Source organism: Leifsonia sp. EB41, from assembly GCF_041262565.1.
GTDB lineage: Bacteria > Actinomycetota > Actinomycetes > Actinomycetales > Microbacteriaceae > Leifsonia.
This window is the reverse complement of record NZ_JBGCCJ010000001.1, coordinates 3,138,041-3,161,404: the sequence shown is the minus strand read 5'-3', so window position 1 is coordinate 3,161,404 and position 23,364 is coordinate 3,138,041. Positions and strand designations below refer to the sequence as shown.

The 23,364-nt window shown below is 70.1% G+C and carries 24 protein-coding genes and 1 pseudogene; 12 read left to right on the top strand and 13 right to left on the bottom strand.

Going from position 1 to position 23,364, the window contains the following annotated elements; all coding sequences use genetic code 11:
• Window position 1: 1 nt before the first annotated feature.
• Both ABH923_RS15705 and ABH923_RS15700 read right to left on the bottom strand, forming a co-directional pair.
• Window positions 2-1,297, bottom strand: coding sequence for a glycosyltransferase (locus tag ABH923_RS15705; protein WP_370056322.1), 1,296 nt, complete (start codon window positions 1,295-1,297; stop codon window positions 2-4).
• Window positions 1,298-1,423: 126 nt separating this feature from the next.
• Window positions 1,424-2,032, bottom strand: coding sequence for a glyoxalase (locus ABH923_RS15700; protein WP_370056321.1), 609 nt, complete (start codon window positions 2,030-2,032; stop codon window positions 1,424-1,426).
• A 98-nt stretch (window positions 2,033-2,130) separates the two neighbouring features.
• Here ABH923_RS15700 and trxA point away from each other — a divergent pair, with 98 nt between their 5' ends.
• Window positions 2,131-2,520, top strand: a complete 390-nt coding sequence (gene trxA / locus ABH923_RS15695) for a thioredoxin (protein ID WP_370056320.1) — start codon at window positions 2,131-2,133, stop codon at window positions 2,518-2,520.
• A gap of 57 nt (window positions 2,521-2,577) precedes the next feature.
• Here trxA and ABH923_RS15690 read toward each other — a convergent pair whose 3' ends face one another.
• Window positions 2,578-3,546, bottom strand: a complete 969-nt coding sequence (locus ABH923_RS15690) for an aldo/keto reductase (RefSeq protein ID WP_370056319.1) — start codon at window positions 3,544-3,546, stop codon at window positions 2,578-2,580.
• Window positions 3,547-3,638: 92 nt separating this feature from the next.
• On the opposite strand from ABH923_RS15690, the gene ABH923_RS15685 reads away from it, so the two are divergent.
• From ABH923_RS15685 to ABH923_RS15675, 3 genes are all read left to right on the top strand, one after another.
• Window positions 3,639-3,800 (top strand): hypothetical protein, encoded by a 162-nt coding sequence (locus ABH923_RS15685; protein WP_370056318.1) that lies wholly within the window; start codon window positions 3,639-3,641, stop codon window positions 3,798-3,800.
• A gap of 164 nt (window positions 3,801-3,964) precedes the next feature.
• Window positions 3,965-4,171 (top strand): hypothetical protein, encoded by a 207-nt coding sequence (locus ABH923_RS15680; RefSeq protein ID WP_370056317.1) that lies wholly within the window; start codon window positions 3,965-3,967, stop codon window positions 4,169-4,171.
• Between the two features lie 80 nt (window positions 4,172-4,251).
• The gene (locus ABH923_RS15675; protein WP_370056316.1) at window positions 4,252-5,718 is read left to right on the top strand and encodes a DUF1254 domain-containing protein; all 1,467 of its coding nucleotides are present in this window, start codon (window positions 4,252-4,254) and stop codon (window positions 5,716-5,718) included.
• A gap of 10 nt (window positions 5,719-5,728) precedes the next feature.
• Here the strand turns inward: ABH923_RS15675 and ABH923_RS15670 are convergent, their stop codons facing one another.
• From ABH923_RS15670 to ABH923_RS15650, 5 genes are all read right to left on the bottom strand, one after another.
• The gene (locus ABH923_RS15670) at window positions 5,729-5,998 is read right to left on the bottom strand and encodes a hypothetical protein (protein WP_369960974.1); all 270 of its coding nucleotides are present in this window, start codon (window positions 5,996-5,998) and stop codon (window positions 5,729-5,731) included.
• Between the two features lie 74 nt (window positions 5,999-6,072).
• On the bottom strand, window positions 6,073-7,185 hold the full coding sequence (locus ABH923_RS15665; RefSeq protein ID WP_370056315.1) for a glutamate--cysteine ligase: 1,113 nt from the start codon (window positions 7,183-7,185) through the stop codon (window positions 6,073-6,075).
• A gap of 70 nt (window positions 7,186-7,255) precedes the next feature.
• Window positions 7,256-7,771 (bottom strand): N-acetyltransferase family protein, encoded by a 516-nt coding sequence (locus ABH923_RS15660; RefSeq protein WP_370056314.1) that lies wholly within the window; start codon window positions 7,769-7,771, stop codon window positions 7,256-7,258.
• Between the two features lie 7 nt (window positions 7,772-7,778).
• Complete coding sequence (locus ABH923_RS15655; protein ID WP_370056313.1) at window positions 7,779-8,924, bottom strand: cystathionine gamma-synthase; 1,146 nt, start codon at window positions 8,922-8,924, stop codon at window positions 7,779-7,781.
• 40 nt (window positions 8,925-8,964) lie between these two features.
• Entirely contained in the window at window positions 8,965-10,329 is a 1,365-nt protein-coding gene (locus tag ABH923_RS15650) for a cystathionine beta-synthase (RefSeq protein WP_370056312.1), read from the bottom strand.
• Window positions 10,330-10,416: 87 nt separating this feature from the next.
• Between ABH923_RS15650 and ABH923_RS15645 the strand changes: the two genes are divergently transcribed.
• A complete protein-coding gene (locus tag ABH923_RS15645; protein ID WP_370056311.1) occupies window positions 10,417-11,085 on the top strand; it encodes a metal-dependent transcriptional regulator in 669 nt (222 codons plus the stop codon).
• 4 nt (window positions 11,086-11,089) lie between these two features.
• Here ABH923_RS15645 and ABH923_RS15640 read toward each other — a convergent pair whose 3' ends face one another.
• Complete coding sequence (locus ABH923_RS15640; protein WP_370056310.1) at window positions 11,090-12,331, bottom strand: Nramp family divalent metal transporter; 1,242 nt, start codon at window positions 12,329-12,331, stop codon at window positions 11,090-11,092.
• 118 nt (window positions 12,332-12,449) lie between these two features.
• Window positions 12,450-14,121: pseudogene (locus tag ABH923_RS15635) on the bottom strand (ABC transporter ATP-binding protein).
• On the opposite strand from ABH923_RS15635, the gene ABH923_RS15630 reads away from it, so the two are divergent.
• The 6 genes from ABH923_RS15630 (at window position 14,033) to ABH923_RS15605 (ending at window position 19,147) form a co-directional block, all read left to right on the top strand.
• Window positions 14,033-14,422, top strand: coding sequence for a hypothetical protein (locus ABH923_RS15630; RefSeq protein WP_370057414.1), 390 nt, complete (start codon window positions 14,033-14,035; stop codon window positions 14,420-14,422). The pseudogene ABH923_RS15635 and the gene ABH923_RS15630 overlap by 89 nt on opposite strands.
• Before the next feature lie 149 nt (window positions 14,423-14,571).
• Window positions 14,572-15,861 carry an ABC transporter substrate-binding protein gene (locus ABH923_RS15625; RefSeq protein ID WP_370056309.1) on the top strand — a complete coding sequence of 430 codons (1,290 nt, stop codon included), beginning with the start codon at window positions 14,572-14,574 and terminating at the stop codon, window positions 15,859-15,861.
• 82 nt (window positions 15,862-15,943) lie between these two features.
• Window positions 15,944-16,975: a carbohydrate ABC transporter permease gene (locus ABH923_RS15620; RefSeq protein ID WP_370056307.1), complete on the top strand. Its 1,032-nt coding sequence runs from the start codon at window positions 15,944-15,946 to the stop codon at window positions 16,973-16,975.
• Window positions 16,975-17,889 carry a carbohydrate ABC transporter permease gene (locus tag ABH923_RS15615; RefSeq protein WP_370056306.1) on the top strand — a complete coding sequence of 305 codons (915 nt, stop codon included), beginning with the start codon at window positions 16,975-16,977 and terminating at the stop codon, window positions 17,887-17,889. Before ABH923_RS15620 ends, ABH923_RS15615 begins: the two co-directional genes overlap by 1 nt.
• Window positions 17,890-17,892: 3 nt before the next feature.
• Entirely contained in the window at window positions 17,893-18,129 is a 237-nt protein-coding gene (locus tag ABH923_RS15610; RefSeq protein ID WP_370056304.1) for a hypothetical protein, read from the top strand.
• 10 nt (window positions 18,130-18,139) lie between these two features.
• The gene (locus ABH923_RS15605; RefSeq protein ID WP_370056303.1) at window positions 18,140-19,147 is read left to right on the top strand and encodes a LacI family DNA-binding transcriptional regulator; all 1,008 of its coding nucleotides are present in this window, start codon (window positions 18,140-18,142) and stop codon (window positions 19,145-19,147) included.
• A 240-nt stretch (window positions 19,148-19,387) separates the two neighbouring features.
• Here ABH923_RS15605 and ABH923_RS15600 read toward each other — a convergent pair whose 3' ends face one another.
• Together ABH923_RS15600 and ABH923_RS15595 are read right to left on the bottom strand one after the other, a co-directional pair.
• Window positions 19,388-20,626, bottom strand: a complete 1,239-nt coding sequence (locus tag ABH923_RS15600) for an MFS transporter (protein ID WP_370056302.1) — start codon at window positions 20,624-20,626, stop codon at window positions 19,388-19,390.
• A 60-nt stretch (window positions 20,627-20,686) separates the two neighbouring features.
• Window positions 20,687-21,169, bottom strand: a complete 483-nt coding sequence (locus ABH923_RS15595) for a MarR family winged helix-turn-helix transcriptional regulator (RefSeq protein ID WP_370056301.1) — start codon at window positions 21,167-21,169, stop codon at window positions 20,687-20,689.
• A gap of 76 nt (window positions 21,170-21,245) precedes the next feature.
• On the opposite strand from ABH923_RS15595, the gene ABH923_RS15590 reads away from it, so the two are divergent.
• Window positions 21,246-22,694 (top strand): amino acid permease, encoded by a 1,449-nt coding sequence (locus tag ABH923_RS15590; protein ID WP_370056300.1) that lies wholly within the window; start codon window positions 21,246-21,248, stop codon window positions 22,692-22,694.
• Here ABH923_RS15590 and ABH923_RS15585 read toward each other — a convergent pair.
• Window positions 22,649-23,347 (bottom strand): class I SAM-dependent methyltransferase, encoded by a 699-nt coding sequence (locus tag ABH923_RS15585; RefSeq protein ID WP_370056299.1) that lies wholly within the window; start codon window positions 23,345-23,347, stop codon window positions 22,649-22,651. The two genes, ABH923_RS15590 and ABH923_RS15585, sit on opposite strands and share 46 nt — an antisense overlap.
• Window positions 23,348-23,364 lie beyond the last annotated feature (17 nt).

Sequence of the window (23,364 nt, the reverse complement as noted above, 5' to 3'; positions counted from 1 at the left end):
ATCACTTCTCCGTTTCGGTCGGGACGAGAATGAGGGCGGTGTCGGGAAGCGGCCCGGGATCGGATGGCCTGACGGGATCGGATGGCCCGACGGGATCGGCCTCGACCACCGCCCGCCGCCTCCCCGCCCGGAACACCCACAGCCGCAGCAGCACGAACCGCACGAGCGTCGCGAACAGGTTCGCCGCCGTGAGCACGATCAGCTCGACCCTGGCGGGCGCACCGGGCGCCGTGGCGTGCAGCACCGCGAGCGACCCGCTGGTCAGCGCCCACGCGATCCCGAACACGACCAGCCCCTGGAACTGATGCCGCACCATCCCGGGCCGTCCGCGCACACCGAACGTGAAGCGCCGGTTGGCCCAGGTGTTGGCCACCGCCGTCAGCAGCAGGGCAGCGAAGTTCGCCGCCTGACCGCCGAGCACACCGGACAGCAGCAGGTACAGCAGCGCGTACGCCGCGGTCGAGAGCACACCGACAATCGCGAACCGCACGACCTGGCCGAAGAAGCTCGGCGGCGTCGGCGGCGCGAACGGCCGCCGCCCGAGCTCCGCGTAGACGGCCTCGATCGGGATGCGGCCGCGCGCGATGTTCGTGCCGACGCGCAGCATCCCCTTGAGGTCTTCGCGGGCAGTGCGCACGATGTCCACCGAGCTGTGCGGGTCGTCCACCCAGTCGACGGGGATCTCGTGGATGCGCAGCCCTGCACGCTCGGCGAGGATCAGCAGCTCGGTGTCGAAGAACCAGCCGTCGTCCTCCACGAGCGGGAGGAGACGCTGGGCGACATCCCGGCGGATGGCCTTGAAGCCGCACTGCGCGTCGCTGAACCCGACCGACATCGTGCGGCGCAGCAGCAGGTTGTAGCTGCGGGAGATGAACTCGCGCCTGCCGCCCCGCGTGACGCGCGCGCTCCTGCCCAGCCGGGTCCCGATCGCGAGGTCGGAGTGGCCGGAGAGCAGCGGCGCCACCAGCGGCGGCAGGGCGGCGAGGTCGGTGGAGAGGTCCTCGTCCAGGTAGACGAGGACCTCGGCGGGCGAGGAGCCCCACACCGCTTTCAGGGCGCGTCCGCGACCTTTCAGCGGGAGGTGCACGGCGACGACCCCGCTCAGCTCCCCGGCGAGCGCGTCCGCGAGGGCGGGTGTGGCGTCGGTGCTGGCGTTGTCGGCGATCGTGATCCGCCAGCTCGCCTGCACCGTGTCGGTCAGGTAGGCGTGCAGCCGGCGGAGGGACGTGTCGAGCGTCGGCTGCTCGTTGTACACGGGCACGACGATGTCGAGCGAGAGTGGCGTTGGCTGGGACATGGCAGCAACCCTGCCGCCGTTACCTACCTGTGACCTTTCGCGACGTTATGCCCGGTCGATGGAGGTTCTGAGGGGTTCCTATGCTGCGCCGATCAGCCGGCTGCGCCGCTCAGCATGCTGCGCCGCTCAGTCGGCTGCGGTCTCCCAGGCGAAGCCGTCCGGATCGGTCGCTGCGCTTTCGCCGCCGATGACGATGCGGTGCGAGCCGGACCCGTCCTCCGCGACGCCCGCGTCCTTGGCCAGCGCCCGCCGCTTGTAGAGGCCGAGCTGCACCGGGCTGTCCTTCAGGTCGAACTGCACGTAGGAGCCGAAGCTCTTGCCGACCGGGAGGCCGCGTGCGGCGTAGAACTGCTTGCTCGCGCCCACATCGTCGACGCCGAGCAGCAGCACGACCGACTCGGGCTCGCGCTTGGCCGGGCCGGAGTCCTTCTTCTCGGAGGTCGCGATCTTCCAGATCGCGCCGTCCGGCGCCTGCACGGTGCCGCCGACGCCCCAGAAGCTCTTGGCGACCGGCTTGATGGTCGTCGCGCCCGCGGCGAGCGCGGCCTCCACGTAGGCGGTCACGTCGGCCGGCTGAGCGACCGTGATGGACATCGTGTAGCCGCGGAAGCCGGTGGAGGGGGTGTCGGAGGCGCGCACGCGCACCCGGTCGCCGAGCCCGAAGGCGGCGTCGTAGAACTGCTGGGCGGCGGAGGCGTCCGCCACCTCGAGGGTGATGTGGTCGATGGAGGTCATGGGAATCACGGTAGGCGCGGGCACGGCCGGGGTGCTTCTCCATTCCTGCTCGATGGCGGACGGGGAATGTCGGAGGCCGGCGTGCCGTTGCACTCGTCATGGCTACCGTCGAGCTCACCGCTCAGAACATCGAGTCCAAGATCACCGAGAACGACATCGTCTTCGTCGACTTCTGGGCGGAATGGTGCGGCCCGTGCCGCATGTTCGGCCCGGTCTTCGAGAAGGCGTCGCAGGAGCACACCGACGTCGTGTTCGGCAAGGTCGACACCGAGGCCGAGCAGGCGCTCGCCGCCTCCGCCGGGATCACCTCCATCCCGACGCTGATGGCGTTCCGCGACGGCATCCTGGTGTTCTCGCAGCCGGGCGCACTCCCCGCCCCGACCTTCCAGGACCTGATCACCCAGGTCAAGGCGCTCGACATGGACGCGGTCCGCGCGTCCATCGCCGAGGCGAAGGCCGAGGAGCCCGGGGCCCAACGATCTAACTGACAGGACACGCCGCCTCGACAACATCGCGGGCGGCGTGTCCTGTCAGTTCGTTCGCGGTCAGAACCCCGTCGGCATCGTGACCGTGTAGGGCTCTTCGAGCGCGTGCACCTCGTCCTCCGTCAGCTCCAGGTGCACGGCCGCCACGGCGTCCGGGAGGTGGTGCGGCTTCGTCGCGCCGACGATCGGGGCGTCCACGACCGGGTTGCGCAGCACCCAGGCCAGCGCGACCTGCGCCATCGGGACGCCGCGCGCCTCCGCAACCCGCTGCACGGCCTCCGCGATCGGCTTGTCGTGCTCCTCGGAGTACCGCGCCTGCAGTGGGTCGGTCTCGCCGCGCAGCGTCTGCTCGCCCCACGGCCGCGTCAGCCGGCCCTTCGCGAGCGGGCTCCATGGGAGGCTGCCGACGCCCTGGTCCGCCAGCAGCGGGAACATCTCCCGCTCCTCCTCGCGCATCATCAGGCTGTACTGGTCCTGCATGGTCGCGAACCGCGTCCAGCCGCCGAGGTCGGCCGCGTGCTGGAGCTTGGCGAACTGCCACGCCCACATCGACGAGGCGCCGATGTAGCGGGCCTTGCCCGCCTTGACCACGTCGTGCAGCGCCTCCATCGTCTCCTCCGCCGGGGTCAGCGGGTCGAAGCGGTGGATCTGGTAGAGGTCGACGAAGTCGGTGCCGAGTCGCTGCAGCGAGGCGTCGATCTGCTCGAGGATCGCGCGGCGCGAGAGGCCCGCGCCGCCGGGGCCGTCGTGCATCTTGAAGTTCAGCTTGGTCGCCAGCACGATGTCCTCGCGCTTCGTGTACTCGCGGATGGCGCGGCCGACGATCTCCTCCGAGCTGCCGAAGCCGTAGACGTTGGCGGTGTCCCAGAAGGTGATGCCGGCCTCAACGGCCTGGCGGAAGATCGGTGCGGCGCCCTCGTCGTCCAGTGCCCACTCGTTGAAGCCGCGCGATGTGTCGCCGAAGCTCATGCAGCCCAGTGCGAGGCGGCTGACCGTCAGGCCGGTCGACCCCAGTCGTGTGTACTCCATAGTCTCGTTCTCCTCTCCCCCACGACGTTACGCGGGGACACCGCACGAATGGGAGGTACTGCGAGTACCGCGATCGGCCCTACCATCACGGCATGACCGATGAACGAGAGAACTGGCCGGAGACCCCCTCCGGCGAGCCCATCGACGTCGACGCCCTGGCCGAGGGCGAAGGCGGCGGACCGTACGACGCCGACGGCGTCTTCGAGCCGGAGGACGACGCGGCGGCGGACGACGAGGACGACCCCGGAATCTGAACGGACCACGAGCTGTCCCCTCCTGTTCACCCCGTTCCTCTTGTCCCCCGGGCTTGTACCCCACTAGGGTGTGGTCCAGGAGCCAGTCCCGAGCCGGCGGAAGCGATGTCAGGCGCACCTCCGACGACCCAGGGACCGGTTGCACAACTGGGGAGGGGTGCAGCGTGACGACCTACGAGACGCCGATCGGGAACGCGCCGAAACCGGGCCAGGACATCCATCTGGTGAGATGGATCCGGTCCGCGGACGGCTGGAGCAGTGAGACCGTGCTCTGCACGTATCTGGCGGGGACGCCCTCGCACTGGGTGGTGGAGAGGCACGGCGAGCGCGTGAGCCTCGACCGGACGGAGTGGGCGCAGTTCGCGTTCTGACCCGCCTCTAGACGCCCTCTCGCGTTCCACGTTATTTTCCCGCCATCGGCCGGACCGACCGGCCACGGGGAGGACGTGCCATGCCGATCGAGGGGACACCGGGTGCGGGGCTGACCGCGGAGCAGTTGCGGGAGGCCGTGCAGCGCATCTCGACGCCGGATGAGCTGGCGACGCCGTTCGGCGCCTTCGAGTTCTTCGACGGGGTGCCACGCCCGACGTCGGTGGGCGCGCTCTACGACGCCCTCGACCTGATGCGCGCCGCGGAGGCGTTCCTGATCGGGATCCCGGGGGCGTCGCTCGTGGCGCTGCGCAGCGGCCTGCGCACCGCGGGGGTCACCTCCCCCGACATCGTCGGCTACACCGACCCGCGCGCGAACTCGGGCGGCCTCTACCTGACGCCGAACACGGAGACCACCTATGGCACGACCTTCCTCGACCTGAAGGCGTGGGGTCCGACCGTCATCGAGGCGCCACCGGAGTCGCTGTGCGTGGTGGACGACTTCTGGTTCCGGTATGTGACCGACATGGGCATCGCGGGTCCCGACCGCGGCGCGGGCGGGAAGTACCTGTTCCTTCCCCCGGGCTGGGAGGGCGCGGACCCGGAAGGCTACTTCGTGCTGCGCCCGGCCACCTACAGCAACTGGGTCGTCCTCCGCACGCTCGGCGGCGTGCCCGCTATGAAGACGACGCGCATCTACCCGCTCGCCGAAGCGGACCACCCTCGCGAGAACACCTTCCTCAACATCGCCGACGTGCGGCAGAACACCGTGCACTCGAACGACCTCGAGTTCTTCCGGGAGATCGACCAGATCGTCCAGGAGGAGCCGCTCGACGCGCTCGACCCGGAGCGCACCGGCGTCTTCGCTGCGCTGGGTGTGGTGCACGGGCAGCCGTTCGCTCCCGACGAGCAGCGGGCGCGGCTCCTCGACGCCGGGGCCCGGCTCGGGGCGGCGATGTCCCGCGCCCTCGTCTTCGCGCCGCGCGACCCCGCCGCGTACTACTGGTCCGGATCGTCGTGGAAGAACGCGTTCGTCGGCGGCAGCTACGAGTTCCTCCGCGAGGGCGCGCGGCTCTTGGACGCCAGGACGCAATTCCACTATTTCGCAACCGTCATCACACCGGCGATGGCACACGCCCAGGTGGGCGCGGGGTCCGCGTACGCGTACACCGCGGAGGACGGCGACGGGCACGCGCTCGACGGCGGCGCGACCTACACGCTCCGCATCCCCGCCGACGCGCCCGCGAAGAACTTCTGGTCCATCGACCTCTACGACACCCAGACGCGCTCGCTGCTCCAGCTCCCGGACAACCCGTACCCCGCGCTGTCGAGCCTCGCGGGCACCGTGAAGCCGGACGCCGACGGCTCGCACCTGCTCTGGTTCGGTCCGCACGCGCCGGCAGGGCACGAGTCGAACTGGGTCCGCACCGTGCCCGGCAAGTCGTGGTTCCCGATGGTCCGCCTCTACGGGCCGCTGGAGCCGTGGTTCGACGGAACCTGGAGGCTGCCGGAAATCGAGCGCGTGACGGAGCCGGTGCCCAGCGACTGAGGAGCGTCCCTCACAGCCCCGCCCGCGCCGCCAGCAGCTCCACCGCGACCCGCCAGTCCCGCGCCGGGATGCCGTCACCGGTCTCCTCCTCGCCCGGCGGCCGCGCCACGAACGCCGGCCACGGGTCGCCGGGGATGTGCGACTCCTCGACGAGCCCGAGGTAGTCGCCGCCGAAGTACACCTCCCACGCCGCCGTCGCCGTCGGGCTGTACATCAGGGTGAGCGGGAGCGTGCCGTAGGTGTACACGGCGTGCTGGTGGGCCAGTTCCTTCCCCGTCATGTCCGCCTCCACGTCCCGGCCCTCCATCCCATGTCCGAAGCGTAAGCGTGTCGAGCCTCCGGCGGAAGGGATCGCTACGCCACGAACCGGCCGTCGCCCTCGACGCCCTCGTCGTGGGTCACCGCGACCGCCTCGGCGACGACGTCGCGCATCCGTCCGCGCCGGGCGTGGGCGGCCCGCTGACGGCCCGCGCCGCCTCCGCTGCGCAGGATCCTGTCCACCCCGCGGCGCACCAGCTCCAGGTCACCGTAGCTCTCCAGCGCGCGTGCCGTGTGGGCGAGCAGCGCGTCGAGAGCGGCGACCGCCGTGCCTTCGCGGCCGGTCACGGGATGCGGCAGCGTGCCGCCGACCCCGGTCAGGGCCGCCTGCCACTCGGCCAGCCGCAGGGCCGCGGAGGGCGTCGCAAGCGGCGGGACGCCAGAACGCCACTCGCCGACGGCGGTGTCGACGAGGGCGCGCACCAATGCGGCCAGCACGACCGTGTCGCGCGCGTCGAGGCAGACGTCCGCGACCCGCACCTCCACGGTCGGCTGCTTGTGCGAGACCCGCGCGTCCAGGTAGAGCATCGCCTTGTCGAGGATGACTCCGGTCTCCACGAGCAGCCGCTCGAACCGGTCGTAGGCCTCCACCGACCCGAACACGTCGGTCGGCCCCGCGCTCTGCCACTGGTGCCAGGCCACGAACCGGTAACTGGCGTGCCCGGTGTCGACGCCGCCGACGAACGGCGAGTTGGCCGTGAGCGCCAGCAGCGCGGGCAGCCAGGTGCGGATGCGGTCGAGGACCGCGACGCCCTCCTCGCGGGAGTGGATCACGACGTGCACATGGCAGCCGCAGACCAGCGTGCCCTTCGCGGTGAGCCCGTACCTGGCCATCATCTGGTCGTAGCGCGGGTCCGGTGTGGCGTGCGGTCGCAGCGGCAGGGGCGACATCGCGACCGCCACGGCCCTGGCGCCGTGCCGCCGGGCGAGCGTGTCGGCGAGCGTACGCCCCTCCATGATGTCCGCGTACAGGTCGTGCGTCGTCAGGCGCGGGAGCGTCTGCGTCTCGATCATCTCCTGCTGGATCTCGGCGCCGAGCCGCAGCTCGGTCCCGGCGGGAGCGTCCGCCAGCGCGTACGGGGCGACCGGAGTCGCGATCCCGCGTTCATCGACCAAGAGGAGCTCTTCCTCCACCCCGAAAGTCCTCACGACAACCACTATCGGTGAGGGGTCCTCAGGGAAGCAATACCCCGTAACCCGTGAATCCGCCCAGCGCGGCTCAGTCCGGGCGGACGACCCGCCGCTCGAGCACCTGCCCCGGCCACTCGCCGACCAGGAACCGGTCGGTGCGCGTGTACCCGCACGACTCGTACCAGCGCACCAGGTCGCCGGTCCCGCCCGCGTAGCAGTCGACCCGCAGCGTGCCGACCCCTGCGGCGAGCGCCTCCTCGTGGGCGAAGTCCAGCAGCCGCCGGCCGGTCCCCGTGGCGCGCGGGTCGCGGGAGCCGATCAGGACGCGCACGTACAGCTCCGGCTCGGTCGCGGCCGGCACGTACTCGGTCGCCGCCCCGAGCGCGAGGAAGCCCACGACGCCCGCTTCCGGGTGCTCGGCGATCCACGTCCCGGGCTCGGCGACCCAGCCCTGCACGCGGGTCACCTGCTCCGGCCGCTCCGAGAACGGCTGGGTGCCCCACTGCCCGGTGTTCCCGATGGTGAGGAACCAGGCGATCGCGTCGTCGAACAGGCGCAGCACGGCGTCGGCGTCGGCGGGGCGCGCCGGGCGGATGGAGGTCATGGCCGGACTACCGGGCCAGCGCCTGCTCGACGTCGGCCAGCAGGTCGGAGACGTCCTCGATCCCGACCGACAGCCGGATGACGTTGTCCGGGACCTCCAGCTCGGTGCCGCGCACCGACGCGTGCGTCATCTCCGACGGGTAGCCGATCAGGGACTCCACGCCGCCGAGCGACTCCGCGAGCTGGAACACCTCGGTCGACTCCGCGAACCGCCGCGCCGCCGCCGCTCCCCCGCTCAGCGCGACCGACAGCATGCCGCCGAAGCCGCTCATCTGCCGGGCGGCGAGCTCGTGGCCGGGGTGGTCCGGGAGGCCGGGGTAGTACACCGCGTCGATCCCCTGGCGCCCGACCAGCGCCTCCGCGATGGCCTGCGCGTTCTCGCTGTGCCGCTTCATCCGCACGTCGAGCGTCTTGATGCCGCGGGTGGTGAGCCAGGCGTCCATCGGCGACGACACCGCGCCGGCCGCGAACTGGATGAACTGCGCCTTCTCGGCGAGCTCGGCGTCGGCGAAGACCAGGGCGCCGCCGATCACGTCGGAGTGGCCGCCGAGGTACTTCGTGGTGGAGTGCACCACGACGTCCGCGCCGAACGACAGCGGCTGCTGGAGGGCGGGCGACGCGAACGTGTTGTCCACGACGACCAGCGCGCCCGCGGCGTGACCCAGCTCGACGAGCGCCGCGAGGTCGCTGACCTTCATGAGCGGGTTGCTCGGGGTCTCGATCCAGAGCACGCGGGTCCGATCCGTCCCGAGGGCGGTGCGGACGGCGTCCAGGTCGCCGAGGTCGACGGTGGTGTTGCGCACATCCCAGGCGCCGTGGATGCGGTTGATGAGCCGGTGGGTGCCGCCGTAGACGTCATTGCCGAGCACGACGTGGTCGCCCGGGCGCAGCACCGCGCGCAGCAGGGCGTCCTCCGCCGCGAGGCCGGAGGCGAACGACAGCGCGCTCACGCCGCCCTCCAGGGAGGCCAGCAGCGTCTCCAGCGAGGTGCGCGTCGGGTTGCCCGCGCGCCCGTACTCGTAGCCGCCGCGGAGGCCGCCGACGCCGTCCTGCACGAACGTCGAGGTCTGGTAGATCGGCGGGATGATCGCGCCCGTGGTCGGGTCGAACTCCTGGCCGACGTGGATGGCGCGCGTGGCGAAACCGTGGGTCATCGTGATCCTTACTTCGATGCGGGGGCTGAGGTGCGAGCGGCTATTCGCTCAGGTAGGTGAGGAGGTCCTGCCGGGTCAGCACGGCGACGGGCTTGCCGTCCTCCGTGACCAGCAGCGCGTTCGCGACGGCGAGCGCCGCCCGCGCGGCCGTGACCGACTCGTTGACGCCGATCAGCGGCAGCGGCTCGCCCAGGTGCGCCCCGACCGGGTCGTTCATCCTGGCGCGCCCGCCGAACACGTCGTCCACCAGCGAGCGCTCGTCGAGCGCTCCGGCGACTTCGCCCATGACGACCGGCGGCTCCGCCGTCAGCACGGGGAGCTGCGAGACGCCGTACGTGTTCATGATCTCGATGGCGTCGTGCACGGTGTCGGACGGGTGCGCGTGCACGAGGTCCGGCAGGTCGCCGCGCTTGGTGCGGACGACGTCGTGCACGGTCGCCTCGTCCGGCACCTCGCTGAAGCCGTAGGAGCGCATCCACTTGTCGTTGAAGATCTTCGCGAGGTAGCCGCGGCCGCCGTCCGGGAGGATGACCACCACGATGTCGTCGGCGGTGAGGTCCTTCGCGGCGCGCAGCGCGGCCACCACGGCCATGCCGCTGGAGCCGCCGACGAGGATGCCCTCCTCGCGGGCGAGCCGCCTGGTCATGTGGAACGACTCGGCGTCGCTGACCGGGATGACCTCGTCCACCACGCTGGGGTCGTATGCGCCGGGCCAGAAGTCCTCGCCCACGCCCTCCACGAGGTACGGCCGCCCGGTGCCGCCGGAGTAGACCGAGCCCTCCGGGTCGGCGCCGACGATGCGGACGCGGCCCTCGGAGACCTCCTTGAGGTAGCGTCCGGTGCCCGTGATGGTGCCGCCGGTGCCGACGCCCGCCACCAGGTGGGTGATGCGGCCGTCCGTGTCGCGCCAGATCTCCGGACCGGTGGTCTCGTAGTGGCTGCGCGGGCCGTTCGGGTTGAAGTACTGGTTGGGCTTGAACGCCCCCGGGATCTCCGCCGCCAGCCGGTCGGACACCGAGTAGTAGGAGTCCGGGTGCTCCGGAGGCACCGAGGTGGGCGTCACCACGATCTCCGCGCCGTAGGCGGTGAGCACGTTGCGCTTGTCCTCGCCCACCTTGTCGGGCAGCACGAACACGCAGCGGTAGCCGCGCTGCTGGGCGACGAGCGCGAGGCCCACGCCGGTGTTGCCGCTCGTCGGCTCCACGATGGTGCCGCCGGGCTTCAGCAGCCCCTCGGCCTCCGCCGCGTCGAGGATGCGGGAGGCGATGCGGTCCTTCGACGAACCTCCGGGGTTCAGGTACTCGAGTTTGACGAGCACCGTCGCCGCGATTCCGTCGGTCAGCCGGTTGAGCTTCACGAGCGGAGTGTCGCCGACCAAGTCGATGATGGTCTCTGCGTACTTCACGCGGTCCACCGTAACAGGGCGGGTGCGGCGTTGCCGCCGTGTGACCCCGCTCCTTCGCGCTGTGGGCCGCCGCCTAGACTTTCCTCCATGCCCGTGTCCGATCTCTCGCCCGTCGCTCAGGACTACCTGAAGCTGATCTGGTCGGCGACCGAGTGGTCCGGCGACCCCATCACCGTCAAGCAGCTCTCGGAGCGGATGGGCGTGCGCGCCGCGACCGTGTCGGACGGCATCCGCCGGCTCGCCGACCAGGGCCTGGTCGTGCATGAGCCGTACGGCGCGATCGAGCTGACCGACGACGGCCGCCGTGGCGCGGTCGCGATGGTGCGCAGGCACCGGCTGATCGAGACCTTCCTGGTCGAGGAGCTCGGCTACGGCTGGGACGAGGTGCACGATGAGGCGGAGGTGCTGGAGCACGCCGTCTCCGACGGGCTGGTCGACCGGATCGACCGGCGGCTCGGTTACCCGGCCCGCGACCCGCACGGCGACCCCATCCCGACGGCCGACGGGACCCCGCGGCGACCGGAGGCCGTGCCGCTGCTGAACGCGGAGACCGGCGTCCCGCTCACCGTCGTGCGCATCTCGGACGCCGACCCCGCCGTCCTCCGCTATCTCGGCGAGCGCGGCATCGGCCTGGACGCCGTGCTGACGGTGGACGAGCACCGCGCCTTCGCGGGCGACGTGACGGTGAACATCGGGGACGCCGCGATCGTCCTCGGCGCGACGGCCGCCGGGGCCGTCTGGGTCGCCGGGGCCTGACCGCTCACTGCGGCAGCAGTGTGAACGCCACCAGCGCGAGGTTGAGCGCCACCACGAGCGCGGCGACGCCCCAGCCCACGACCCGCACCCAGCCGGCGTCCGCCCGCTTCCCCATCACCGCACGCGACCCGGTCAGCCGCAGCAGCGGGATCATCGCGAACGGGATGCCGAGGCTCAGGAACACCTGCGACAGCACCAGCGCCCAGGTCGGGTCGGCGCCGAGCCACAGGATGACGACAGCCGGAATGAGCGTGACGATCCGCCGGGCGAGCAGCGGCACCCGCACGCGCAGCAGGCCGCTCATGATCGTCGCGCCGGCGTAGCTCCCGACCGAGGTCGACGCCAGCCCGGACGCCAGCAGCCCGACCGCGAAGATCACGCCGATCGCCGGTCCGAGCGCCGCGCTGATCGCGGCGTGCGCGCCCTCGATCGTGTCGGTGCCCGCGACCCCCGGCAGCGCGGATGCGGCGAGCAGCAGCATCGCGATGTTGACCGCGCCGGCCAGCACCAGCGCGAGGACGACGTCCAGCCGGGTGGCCCGGAGCAGCGTGCGCGTGCGCCCCTCGTCGCCGCCGGCGCCGTGCCGGTCGCGGGCGAGCGCCGAGTGCAGGTAGATCGCGTGCGGCATGACCGTCGCGCCGAGCATGCTCGCGGCCAGCAGCACCGTGGGCGCCCCGTCGAAACGCGGCACCAGCCCGGACGCCGCCGCCCTCCAGTCGACAGGGCTCACGACGAGCCCGGCCAGGAAGCCCACGGCGATCACCCCGAGCAGCACGAGGACGACCGCCTCGAACGGCCGCTGCCCGCCATGGGTCTGCACGGCGAGCAGCCCGATGGCGGCGACGCCGACGATGAGGCCGCCGACCGGGAGCGGCAGGCCGAACAGCAGGTTCAGCGCGATGGCCCCGCCGATCACCTCGGCGATGTCGGTCGCGGCCGCGACGAGCTCGGCCTGCGCCCAGTACGCGCGCCGTGCCCCGGTGCCGAGCCGCGCGCCGAGGAGCTCGGGGAGGCTGCGGCCGGTGACGATGCCGAGCTTCGCGGACTGGTACTGCACGAAGACCGCGATCCCGTTGGCCGCGACGAGCACCCAGACCAGGAGGTAGCCGTAGCGCGCGCCCGCGGTGAGGTTGGCCGCGACGTTGCCCGGGTCGACATACGCGATCGCCGCGACGAAGGCCGGGCCGAGCAGGAACCAGAGGCGCAGGCGGGAGCGCGCGGGCCGCTCCACGACCTCCAGCGCCATAGTCGCCCGCCCCTAACCTCGTTGTTAGCCCAGCCTAACAATGATCGAGGGGCACGTAAACGCCCCTACAACACCCTTTTAGGGGCGTTCACGTGCCCCTCGGCGCCGGGAGAAGGGGTCAGTCGTCGAGGAGGGCGGTCTCGGTCTGCTCGCGGTACAGGCGCGCGTAGACGCCGCCGACCTCCAGGAGCTCGCGGTGCGTCCCGCGCTCGACCACCTGCCCGTGGTCGATCACGAAGATGACGTCCGCGGCGACGATCGTGGACAGCCGGTGCGCGATCGCGATGGTCGTGCGCCCGCGGGAGGCTGTGTCCAGCGCTTGCTGCACGACCCGCTCCGAGATGGTGTCGAGCGCGCTCGTCGCCTCGTCGAGGATGAGCACCTCCGGGTCCTTCAGCAGCACCCGCGCGATCGCGATGCGCTGCTTCTCGCCGCCCGACAGCCGGTAGCCGCGCTCCCCCACGATCGTGTCGTAGCCGTCCGGGAAGCTCACGATCGTCTCGTGGATGTTCGCCCGAGTCGCCGCGGCCTCCAGTTCGGCCTGCGTCGCGTCCGGACGCGCGTACCGGAGGTTCTCGGCGATGGTCGCGTGGAAGAGGTAGGTCTCCTGGCTGACCACGCCGATGTGCGAGACCAGGGAGTCCTGCTGCAGGTCGCGCAGGTCGGTGTCCCCGAACACGATGCGCCCGGAGGTCGTGTCGTAGAACCGCGGGATGAGGTAGCTCACCGTGGTCTTGCCCGCGCCGCTCGGCCCGACGAACGCGGCGAACTCGCCGGGCTCGATCGTGAACGACACGTCGTCCAGGGTGTTGCGCTCCCCCGGCCGGGCGTCCGGATAGCGGAACACCACGTGGTCGAACTCGATGCGGCCGAGGTCGCGGCCCGGGTCGACCGGCACGGCGTCCGGCCGGTCGGCGATGGCCGGCTTCAGGTCGAGGTACTCGAAGATCCGGGCGAACAGGGCGCCGGAGGTCTGCAGGTCCAGCGCCACCCGCATGAGCGCGAGCAGCGGGAACAGCAGCCGCGCCTGCACCGTCGTGAACGCGACGATCGTGCCCGCCGGTGATGTCCGTCGCCCCGCCGAGGATCAGCCAGCCCGAGACCAGGTAGACGATCGCCGGGATGGACGACAGGAAGATGTTCACCATCGCGAAGAACCACTGCCCGCTCATCGACTGCGACACCTGCAGCCGGATCTGGGTCCGGTTCTCGTCCGAGTAGCGCTCGATCTCGGCCTGCTGCCGGTTGAAGCTCTTCGAGAGAAGGATGCCGGACACGCTCAGCGTCTCCTGCGTGATCGCGGTCATGTCCGACAGCGACTCCTGGGTCCGGGTCGCGATCCGTGCGCGCACCTGGCCGACCCGGCGCTGGGCGATCACCAGGATGGGCATCAGGATGACCGCCACGATGGTGAGCTGCCAGTTGAGCAGCAGCATCGCCACCAGCGCCGCGATCACCGTGACCGTGTTGCCGAGGATGCTCGACATGGTGTTGGTGAGCACGTTGGCGACGCCGCCGACGTCGTTCTGCAGCCGCGACTGGATGATGCCGGTCTTGGTCTTGGTGAAGAAGCTCAGCTCCATCGACTGCAGGTGCGAGAACAGCCGCACCCGCAGCGCGCCCATCACCTTGTTGCCGACCGACGAGGTCAGGTAGGTCTGCCAGACGCCGAGCAGCGCTGACCCGACGAAGACCACGATCATGATCACGACGATCTCGATCAGCACCGGCATGTCCGGCGTCCCGGACTTCGGGAACAGCCCGTGGTCGAAGGCGCGCTGGGTGAGCAGCGGCGGGACGACGGACAGCGCAGCACCGATCAGCACCAGCACCATCGTCATGATGATGGCGGCCCTGTGTGCGGCGAACAGCGACACGATCCGGCGGAACAGGTGCGGGATGCGCGGCGCCTCCGCGTTCAGCGCCCGCTGGGCCGCCGCGTCGCCGGTGCTGACCCGCGAGCGCATGGGACCGCCGCCTCCGACCATGCCACGCATTCCGCTCACACCGAAAGCCTACGTCGGCGTCGTGGGTGCGGACTCCGGGCCGGTTACGCCGTCGGAGGAACACCGTGCCCCCGCTCGTGGGTAGACCCCACCGTGACCCAATCGCAATGCAAGCGCTTGACGTAAACGCTTGCACAGAATTATCGGCGGGAGTACGTTGAGCCCGGGCGCACCCGCGCCTGCACCAAGAGCACCATGCTCGACACGAGCACCAAATACTCAACGAGGAGTGAAATGAAAGCAGCACGTCTCTCCGTGATCGCAGGAGTCGCCCTCGCCGGCATCGCACTTGCGGGATGCACCGGCGGCGGTTCAGGAGGCAGTAGCTCGGGCGGAGACGCCAGCGCCAACCTCGACAGCAAGGGCCCCATCACCTACGTACAGGGCAAGGACAACTCCAACGTCGTCCGTCCCCTGGTCGACAAGTGGAACGCAGCACACCCCAGCGAGAAGGTCACCTTCAAGGAGCAGACCGACCAGGCCGACCAGCAGCACGACGACCTCGTGCAGCACTTCCAGGCGAAGGACCCGAACTACGACGTCGTCGATGTCGACGTCGTGTGGACGGGCGAGTTCGCCGCGAAGGGCTGGCTGCAGCCGCTCACCGGCAACCTGAAGATGGACAACTCGAAGCTGCTCGCGCCGACGGTCAAGTCGGGCACGTACAACGGCACCCAGTACGCGGCGCCGCAGACCTCCGACGGCGGAATCCTGTACTACCGCAAGGATCTCGTCTCCAGCCCGCCCAAGACGTGGGATGAGATGCTGAAGGACTGCGACGTCGCCAAGGCGAAGGGCATCGGCTGCTACGCCGGTCAGTTCGCCCAGTACGAGGGCCTGACGGTGAACGTGGCCGAGGCCATCAACACCAACGGCGGCACCATCGTCGGCGACGACGGCAAGACCGTCACCGTCGACAGCTCGCAGGCCAACGCGGGTCTGACCCGCCTGGTGGACGGCTTCAAGAACGGCCAGATCCCGGCCGAGGCCATCACCTACCAGGAGGAGCAGGGCCGTCAGGCGTTCGAGGCCGGCAAGCTGATGTTCCTGCGCAACTGGCCGTACGTCTACAACCTGGCCAAGACCGACGGATCGTCCACGGTGAAGGACACCTTCGGCATCGCGCCGCTGCCGGGCATCACGGCCGACAAGCCGGGCGTGTCCAGCCTGGGCGGTCACAACGCCGCGATCAGCGTCTACAGCAAGCACAAGGCGACCGCGTTCGCCTTCCTGCAGTTCCTGCAGAGCGAAGAGACCCAGAAGTTCTTCGTGACGCAGGGCTCGCTCGCGCCTGTGCTGTCCTCGCTGTACAGCGACCCTGGCCTGAACAGCCAGCTGCCGTACCTGAGCACCCTGAAGACGTCGATCGAGAACGCGGTCCCGCGTCCCGTTTCGCCGTTCTACCCGGCCATCACCAAGGCCGTTCAGGACAACGCCTACGCCGCCCTGAAGGGCGACAAGTCGGTCGATCAGGCACTGAAGGACATGTCCGCGGCCATCAAGACCGCGAGCGCGGGCCAGTAGGCCCCACCACGGTCGCCGGGCGGCGGGACCATTCCCGCCGCCCGGCTCCCCACCCCCACCGCTTTCTCCCCGGAGGCCGCACATGTCAACGTCGAACGTCGTCGCCCCCTCAGCAACAAATAACAGGCCGCCCGAGCAGCGCGCCGGAGTCAAGCACACCCGCCGCCAGCAGAGCCGCTGGGCCCTCTACCTCATCCTCCCCACGCTGATCCTGCTCGCCATCGTGATCGGGTACCCGATCGTCAGCGCCGTCGTGATGTCGTTCCAGAAGGACGCAGGGCTCGACCCGGCGACGGGCCTGTTCGTCCAGGGCGGCTTCGCCGGATTCCAGAACTACGCCCACTGGCTGTTCCAGCAGTGCGCCGGCCCGAACGGGACCACGGTCTCGTGCCCGCCCGGCAACCTCGGCTCCACCTTCTGGAGCGCCGTCGGGGTCACCTTCTTCTTCACGATCACGACCGTCATCCTCGAGACCGTCCTCGGCCTCTGGTTCGCGCTCATCATGAACCGCGCCTTCCGCGGCCGCGGCTTCGTCCGCGCGGCCATCCTGATCCCGTGGGCGATCCCCACCGCCGTCACCGCCAAGCTCTGGTTCTTCATCTTCTCGGTCGCCGGTGTCGCGAACGCCGTCCTCAACGCGCACATCCTCTGGACGAGCGACGAATGGGCGTCCCGGTTCGCGGTCATCATCGCCGACACCTGGAAGACGACGCCGTTCATGGCGCTGCTCATCCTGGCCGGCCTCCAGATCATCCCGGAGGACGTCTACGAGGCGGCGAAGATGGACGGCGCGAGCACGTGGCAGCGCTTCTGGCGCGTCACGATGCCGCTGCTGAAGCCGGCGCTGATGGTCGCGATCCTGTTCCGCACCCTCGACGCCCTCCGCATCTACGACCTGCCGCAGATCCTGACAGGCGGCGGCGGTGGCACAGGCCATGCGACGACGACACTGTCCATCCTCGTGGTCGATCAGATCAGGCAGGGCTTCAACAGCGCTGCCGCCCTCTCCACCATCACGTTCATCCTGATCTTCCTGGTCGCGTTCATCTTCGTGCGGTTCCTCGGCACGAACGTGGTGCGAACGCAGGAGACGCAAGCGAAGGGAGCGAAGTGATGACCACCGTCGCCGGCCCCACAACGGCCACCTCCGACACGAACGCACCCGCCCGCCCGCGCACGAAGAGCCGCACGCGATCCCGCAACCGCAACCAGAACACCCGCACCATCGTGCAGGCGCTGGTCATCGTGCTGTGGTGTCTGCTGCCGTTCTACTGGATGGTCGTGACGTCGTTCCGCGACGTCGGCTACACCAGTGACAACACGCCGTGGTTCACGCACATCACGTTCGACAACTACGTGACGGCACTGTCGACCAACCTGGGCAACCACCTCGGCCAGGCGCTGCTGAACTCGCTGTTCATCGGCGTCTGCGTCACCGTGATCTCCCTGGTCGTCGGCATCTTCGCCTCGTACGCGCTCGCCCGCCTGGAGTTCCTGGGCAAGGGCATCGTGCTCGGCATCATCCTCGCCGCCTCGATGTTCCCGGGCGTCGCGCTCATCACCCCGCTGTTCCAGCTCTTCACGAACATCGGGTGGATGGGCACCTACCAGGCGCTGATCATCCCGGAGATCTCGTTCGCCCTCCCGCTGACGGTCTACACGCTCGTCTCGTTCTTCCGCGAGATGCCGTGGGACCTGGAGGAGGCCGCACGGATCGACGGGTGCACCCAGGCGCAGGCGTTCCGCAAGATCATCCTGCCGCTGGCGGCGCCCGCCGTGTTCACGACCGCGATCCTGGCGTTCATCTCGTCCTGGAACGAGTTCCTGATCTCCAGCCAGCTCTCGAGCGACGCGACGCAGCCGGTGACGGTCGCCATCGCCTCGTTCACCGGGAGCCAGCCGCACCAGGAGCCGTACACCGCCATCATGGCAGCCGGTACGATCGTGACCGTCCCGCTCATCATCCTGGTGCTGATCTTCCAGCGCCGGATCGTGGCGGGCCTGACCGCAGGTGGAGTGAAGGGCTGACCGATGCGCGTGACCGACCCGAAGGAGCTCGTCGAGATCGGCCTCGGCTTCGTCGGCTTCTTCGGGGCGGCTTTCGCGATCATCACAGCCGTCTGCGAGCTGACCGGTCAACCCGCGCTGACGTGGGCGCTGATCTCGCTCGTGCTCGTCGTGATCTTCATCGCTCTGTTGCAGGCGCGCCACCGCATCGTGGCGGCGCGCCTGCGGGCGGAGGAGGCACGAGCGGGCCAGGACTCCTGACGGGGGGATCATGGCAGGGATCGAGGAGGTCGCGCGCGCGACCGGCGTCTCCACGGCGACGGTCTCGCGGGCGCTGCGGGGGCTCCCCAACGTGTCGGACACGACGCGCGCAGCGGTGCGGCGCGCCGCCGACGAGCTCGGCTACGTCGCGTCGTCGAGCGCGTCAGGATTGGCCAGCGGGCGCACCCTGGCGCTCGGCGTCGTCGTCCCCTCGGTGAGCCGCTGGTTCTACACGCAGGTGCTGGAGGGCGTCGACGCGGAGTTGCGCTCGGCCAGCTACGACATGATCCTGTTCAACCTGGGCGGCCATCGCGGCGACCGGGAGCGGGTCTTCCACCGCAGCATCCTGCGCAAGCGCACGGACGCGCTGCTGGCGCTGTGCCTCGACTTCACGCCGGACGAGCGCGAGCAGCTCGCATCGCTCGGCCACCCGACCATCGTGGTCGGTGGGCCGGTCAAGGGGCTGCGCAGCGTCGGGATCGACGAGAAGGCCACCGCCAAGGAGGCCACGAACCACCTGATCGGCCTCGGTCACACCGACATCGCGCACATCGGCGGCGAGGACGAGGAAGGCCTCAACAGCAACGTCCCGCTCGGGCGCCTGCGGGGTTTCGAGAAGGCCATGAAGTCCGCCCACCTCCCGGTGCGGCCGGAGTGGGTCATCCCCGGCGGGTTCTCCCTCCCCGAGGGCCGCGCGGCGATGAACCGACTGCTCGACCGCCCGGGCCCGCGCCCGACGGCGGTGTTCGCCGGCTCGGACGAGATGGCGATGGGCGCGATCCTCGCCGCGGGCGATCACGGACTGCGCGTGCCGGAGGACCTCTCCGTCATCGGCATCGACGACCACGATTTCGCGGAGTGCTTCGGGCTCACCACGATGGCGCAGAGCCCGTTCGAGCAGGGGGCGGTGGCGACGCGCATCCTCCTGGACGAGCTGGGCGGCGGAGAGCCGCGGACCGGATCGGTGCGCTCATCTGCGCATCTTGTGATGCGCCGATCGACCGCGCCGCCGCGCTGAGCCCTGCGAATCCGTACACGCGCCGGGTGAATCATTGCGGATTTGCACGAATCCGTCCGGATATGAACGATCAGCGTCCCGCGATCTGAAACAATAGGTCATGCGGCCGTTGGCCGATCGCGCCTTTCGGGTAGGCACGATCGACCGCCGACAGTCCGTCCGTACCGACGCTTCGGCGCGTACGGGAAGAGCCGCCCTGACTAGGACAGGGCGGCTCTTCGCTTTTTGAACCGGTTCAGGTCAGTCCGCGTCGGCCAGAGCCAGGACTTCCGCCTCCTGCTCGCGCGTCTCGTGCGGGGCGTCGACGCGCTTGAGGTGCTTGTGCCCGAGCATGACCAGGGCAGCGGCGATCAGGACCGAGATGGCGCCGGCGTAGAACGGGGTCGACCGGGCGAACAGGCTCGCCAGCAGGGTGGCCGCCGGCGGGGCGATCGCGCCGCCGAGGAACCGGACGCCGGAATACGCACTGGAGGCGACAGCGCGCGGCAGGTCGGTGGCCTCCATCACGCACTCGGTCAGCACGGTGTTCAGGATGCCGAGCAGCAGCCCGCCGACGATCACGCACACGATCAGCGCGACCAGCGAGCCCACCAGCAGGCCGGCGGCGGCCAGGTCGAGCGCGAGCAGCGGCATGATCAGCCACAGCACGCGGGTCCGCGGCAGCCGCGCCGTGAGGAGCGGCGCCACCAGGACCGAAGTGACCGCCAGCGCGACGCCCCAGCCGAAGAAGATCAGCCCGAGTGTGATCGCGTCCTTGACGCCGAGGTCGGCCAGCGCGAACGGCGTGTACGCCAGCAGCACGAAGAAGCCGATGTTGTAGAACAGCGCGGCGGCGGCCAGGAAGCCCAGCGCGGGCCGGCCGAGCGCGCGGAACGGGGCCGAGAGCTTCGTCGGGACGGGCTTCTCCGGGTTCTTCTTGAGCATGACGACGATCGCGATGAAGCCGATGGCCATCAAGGTCGCGGTGCCGAAGAACGGCCCGCGCCAGCTCCAGCTGCCGAGCAGACCGCCGAGCAGCGGGCCGATGGCGATGCCCAGGCCCAGCGCGGCTTCGTAGAGGATGATCGCCGCCGACGTCCCGCCCGCGGCGGCTCCGACGATGGTCGCGAGCGCCGTGGAGATGAAGAGCGCGTTGCCGAGACCCCAGCCGGCGCGGAAGCCGATGATCGTCCACACGTTCTGCGACAGCCCGGCGGCCAGCGCGAACACCACGATCAGCGCGAGGCCGATCAACAGGGTGCGCTTGGCGCCGATGCGGCTGGAGATCCAGCTCGTGAAGAACATCGCGACACCCGTGATCAGCAGGTAGCTCGTGAAGAGCATCTCGGTCTGCGTCGGGGTCGCCTGCAGGCTGGCCGCGATGGCGGGGAGGATCGGGTCCACGAGGCCGATGCCCATGAAGGCGATGACCGACGCGAACGCGACGGCCCAGACGGCGGTCGGCTGCTTGAGGATGTTGTCCGGCTTCTGAGGGGACATGGACGGGTGAGGCCTCCTAGGTCTGCAGAGAGATGAAGAGTGAACGGTGAGGTGAATGCCTCAGCGGCCGCCGACGGCCGCCGACGTCGCGGCGGACAGGTCGACGCGCGAGGCGATGATCTCGACGGTGGCCCGCATGGCGGCCAGCTCGTCGTCGCGGAGGTCGGCGAACATCGGCACGAGGGCCTCCGACAGCGTGTCGCGCCAGTCCTGGAGCGCGGCGGCGCCCTTCGGGGTGATCGCGATCTGCCAGGCGCGGGCGTCGTCCACGTCGGCGATCCGCTTGACCCACTCCGACTCGACGAGGTTGCGCACGAGCTTGGTCATCGTGGGCTGGGATACGCGGCTCTGGGAGGCGAGCTCGCCGAGCCGCATCGCGCCGACGGTCTGCAGCACGCTGAGGGTCCGCCAGGTCGCCGGGGACTCGGTGCTGCCGGTGACGTGCGCGGCCAGCCGGGTGAGGCGGTGGCTGGCGACGACGAGGTCGCCGAGGGTCTGGCGGAGCTGAGCGGTGTCGAGCGGGGAGTGCAGTGTTTCGGTCACGCAGCCATTTTATATAGCTGGCCTATATAAATCAAGTCGGCCCGATATCTCACACCTCACCTGGTTGACTCTCCGGATGACCTCCACCGACCCGGCCGGCGACGGCACGTATCACAAGGGCCTCAAGCGACGGCACATCCAGATGATCGCCATCGGCGGCGCGATCGGGACCGGGCTCTTCCTGGGGGCCGGCGGCCGCCTCGCCTCCGGCGGTCCAGGACTCCTCATCGTCTACGCGGTGTGCGGCGTGTTCGCCTACCTCATCCTCCGTGCGCTGGGCGAGCTGATCCTGCACCGCCCGGACTCCGGCTCGTTCGTCTCCTACGCCCGCGAGTTCTACGGCGAGAAGCTCGCCTTCGTGACCGGCTGGATGTACTGGATGTACTGGGGCATGATCGGCATCGTCGACGTGACGGCGGTCGCTCTCTACATGCACTTCTTCGGCAAGTACATCCCGGTGCTCGGCGAGGTCCCGCAGTGGGTCTACGCGCTGGTCGCCCTGACGGTGGTGCTCCTGCTCAACCTGCTCTCGGTGAAGGTGTTCGGCGAGCTGGAGTTCTGGTTCGCCCTCATCAAGGTGGTCGCCCTGGTCGCCTTCCTCGTCATCGGCATCGCCTTCGTCGTCTTCGGCACTCCGGTCGACGGCCGCACCCCCGGTTTCGCGCTGCTCGCCGACCACGGCGGCCTCTTCCCGAACGGTGTGCTGCCGCTCATCCTGGTCGTCCAAGGCGTCGTCTTCGCCTACGGCGCCATCGAGCTCATCGGCACCGCCGCCGGCGAGACCGAGAACCCCGAGAAGACGATGCCGCGCGCGATCAACACGATCCTGGTGCGGATCGCGCTGTTCTACGTGGGGTCGGTGCTGCTGCTCTCGCTGCTGCTCCCCCACACCGCCTTCACGGCGGGCGAGAGCCCGTTCGTCACCTTCTTCTCGTCCATCGGCGTCGACGGGGCGGACGCGATCATGAATCTCGTCGTGCTGACCGCTGCGCTCTCCTCGCTCAACGCGGGCTTCTACTCCACCGGCCGGATCGCGCGGTCCCTGGCCCTGCGCGGTGCGGCGCCCCGCTTCGCGCTGCGGATGAACAAGGCGGGCGTACCCTACGGCGGCATCGTCATCACCGGCGTCGTCGCGCTGGTCGGTGTCGGCCTGAACCTGGTCGTGCCCGCCGAGGCGTTCGAGATCGGCATCAACCTGACCTCCATCGGCCTGCTCACGGCCTGGGCGGTCATCGTGCTCTGTCAGCTCAAGCTGCAGTCGCTCGCCAAGGCCGGCCGGCTCACCCGGCCTGCCTTCCACTTGCCCGGGGCGCCGTTCACGAGCTACCTGACGCTCGGCTTCCTCGTGGTGGTCGGGGTGCTGATCCTCATCGACTACCCGATGGGAACCTTCACGGTCGGCGCGGCCGTCGTCATCATCGTGCCGCTGCTCGTCGCGGGCTGGTACGTGGTGCGCGGCCGGGTGCGCGCGCACGCGGCTCAGGAGGCGGACGCGGCCTCCGAGTCGGAGCCGGCCGTGCGCTGAGCCAGCAGGAACGCCTGCCGCGACTTCTCGGGAGCCACCGGCACCCGGAACAGCTCCGCCCGCACAGCGAAGCCGGCCGCGGCCAGGCGCTGCTTCACGCGGGAGGGCGACTGACGCCGGGTGCGCAGATCGAGCTCGTGGCCGTACGCCTGCCGCAGGTGCACCACGTCCTCGTCACCCTGCTCGCTCACCTGAAAGCCGAGCAGTAGCCGGCCTCCCGGCCGGAGCACGCGCGCGAACTCGGCGAACACGGCGTCCTGCTCCTCCTGCGGGATGTGGATGATCGAGTACCAGGCCAGCGCGCCGGCGAGCTCGCCGTCCCGGTACGGGAGGCGGGCCATCGACGCGACCTCGAACGGGATGCCGGGGTGGTCGCGTCGCGCGACCTCGATCATCCCGGGCGACAGGTCGACGCCGCGCACGTCCACCCCGACGCCGGCGAGGAACCCGGACACCCGGCCGGGACCGCAGCCGATGTCGGCCACCGCTCCCCCGCCGTCCGCGGCGACCTGCTCGGCGAACGCGGTCAGCATCGCCCGCTCGATCGGCAGCTTCTCGAGCTCGCCCTCCAGCAGCGCCGCGTAGTCCTCGGCCACCAGGTCATACGCGACCCGCGCCTCGTCCTCGTGCTCGTGCTCGTGCTCACCACCCACCCCGCAAACCTACAAGC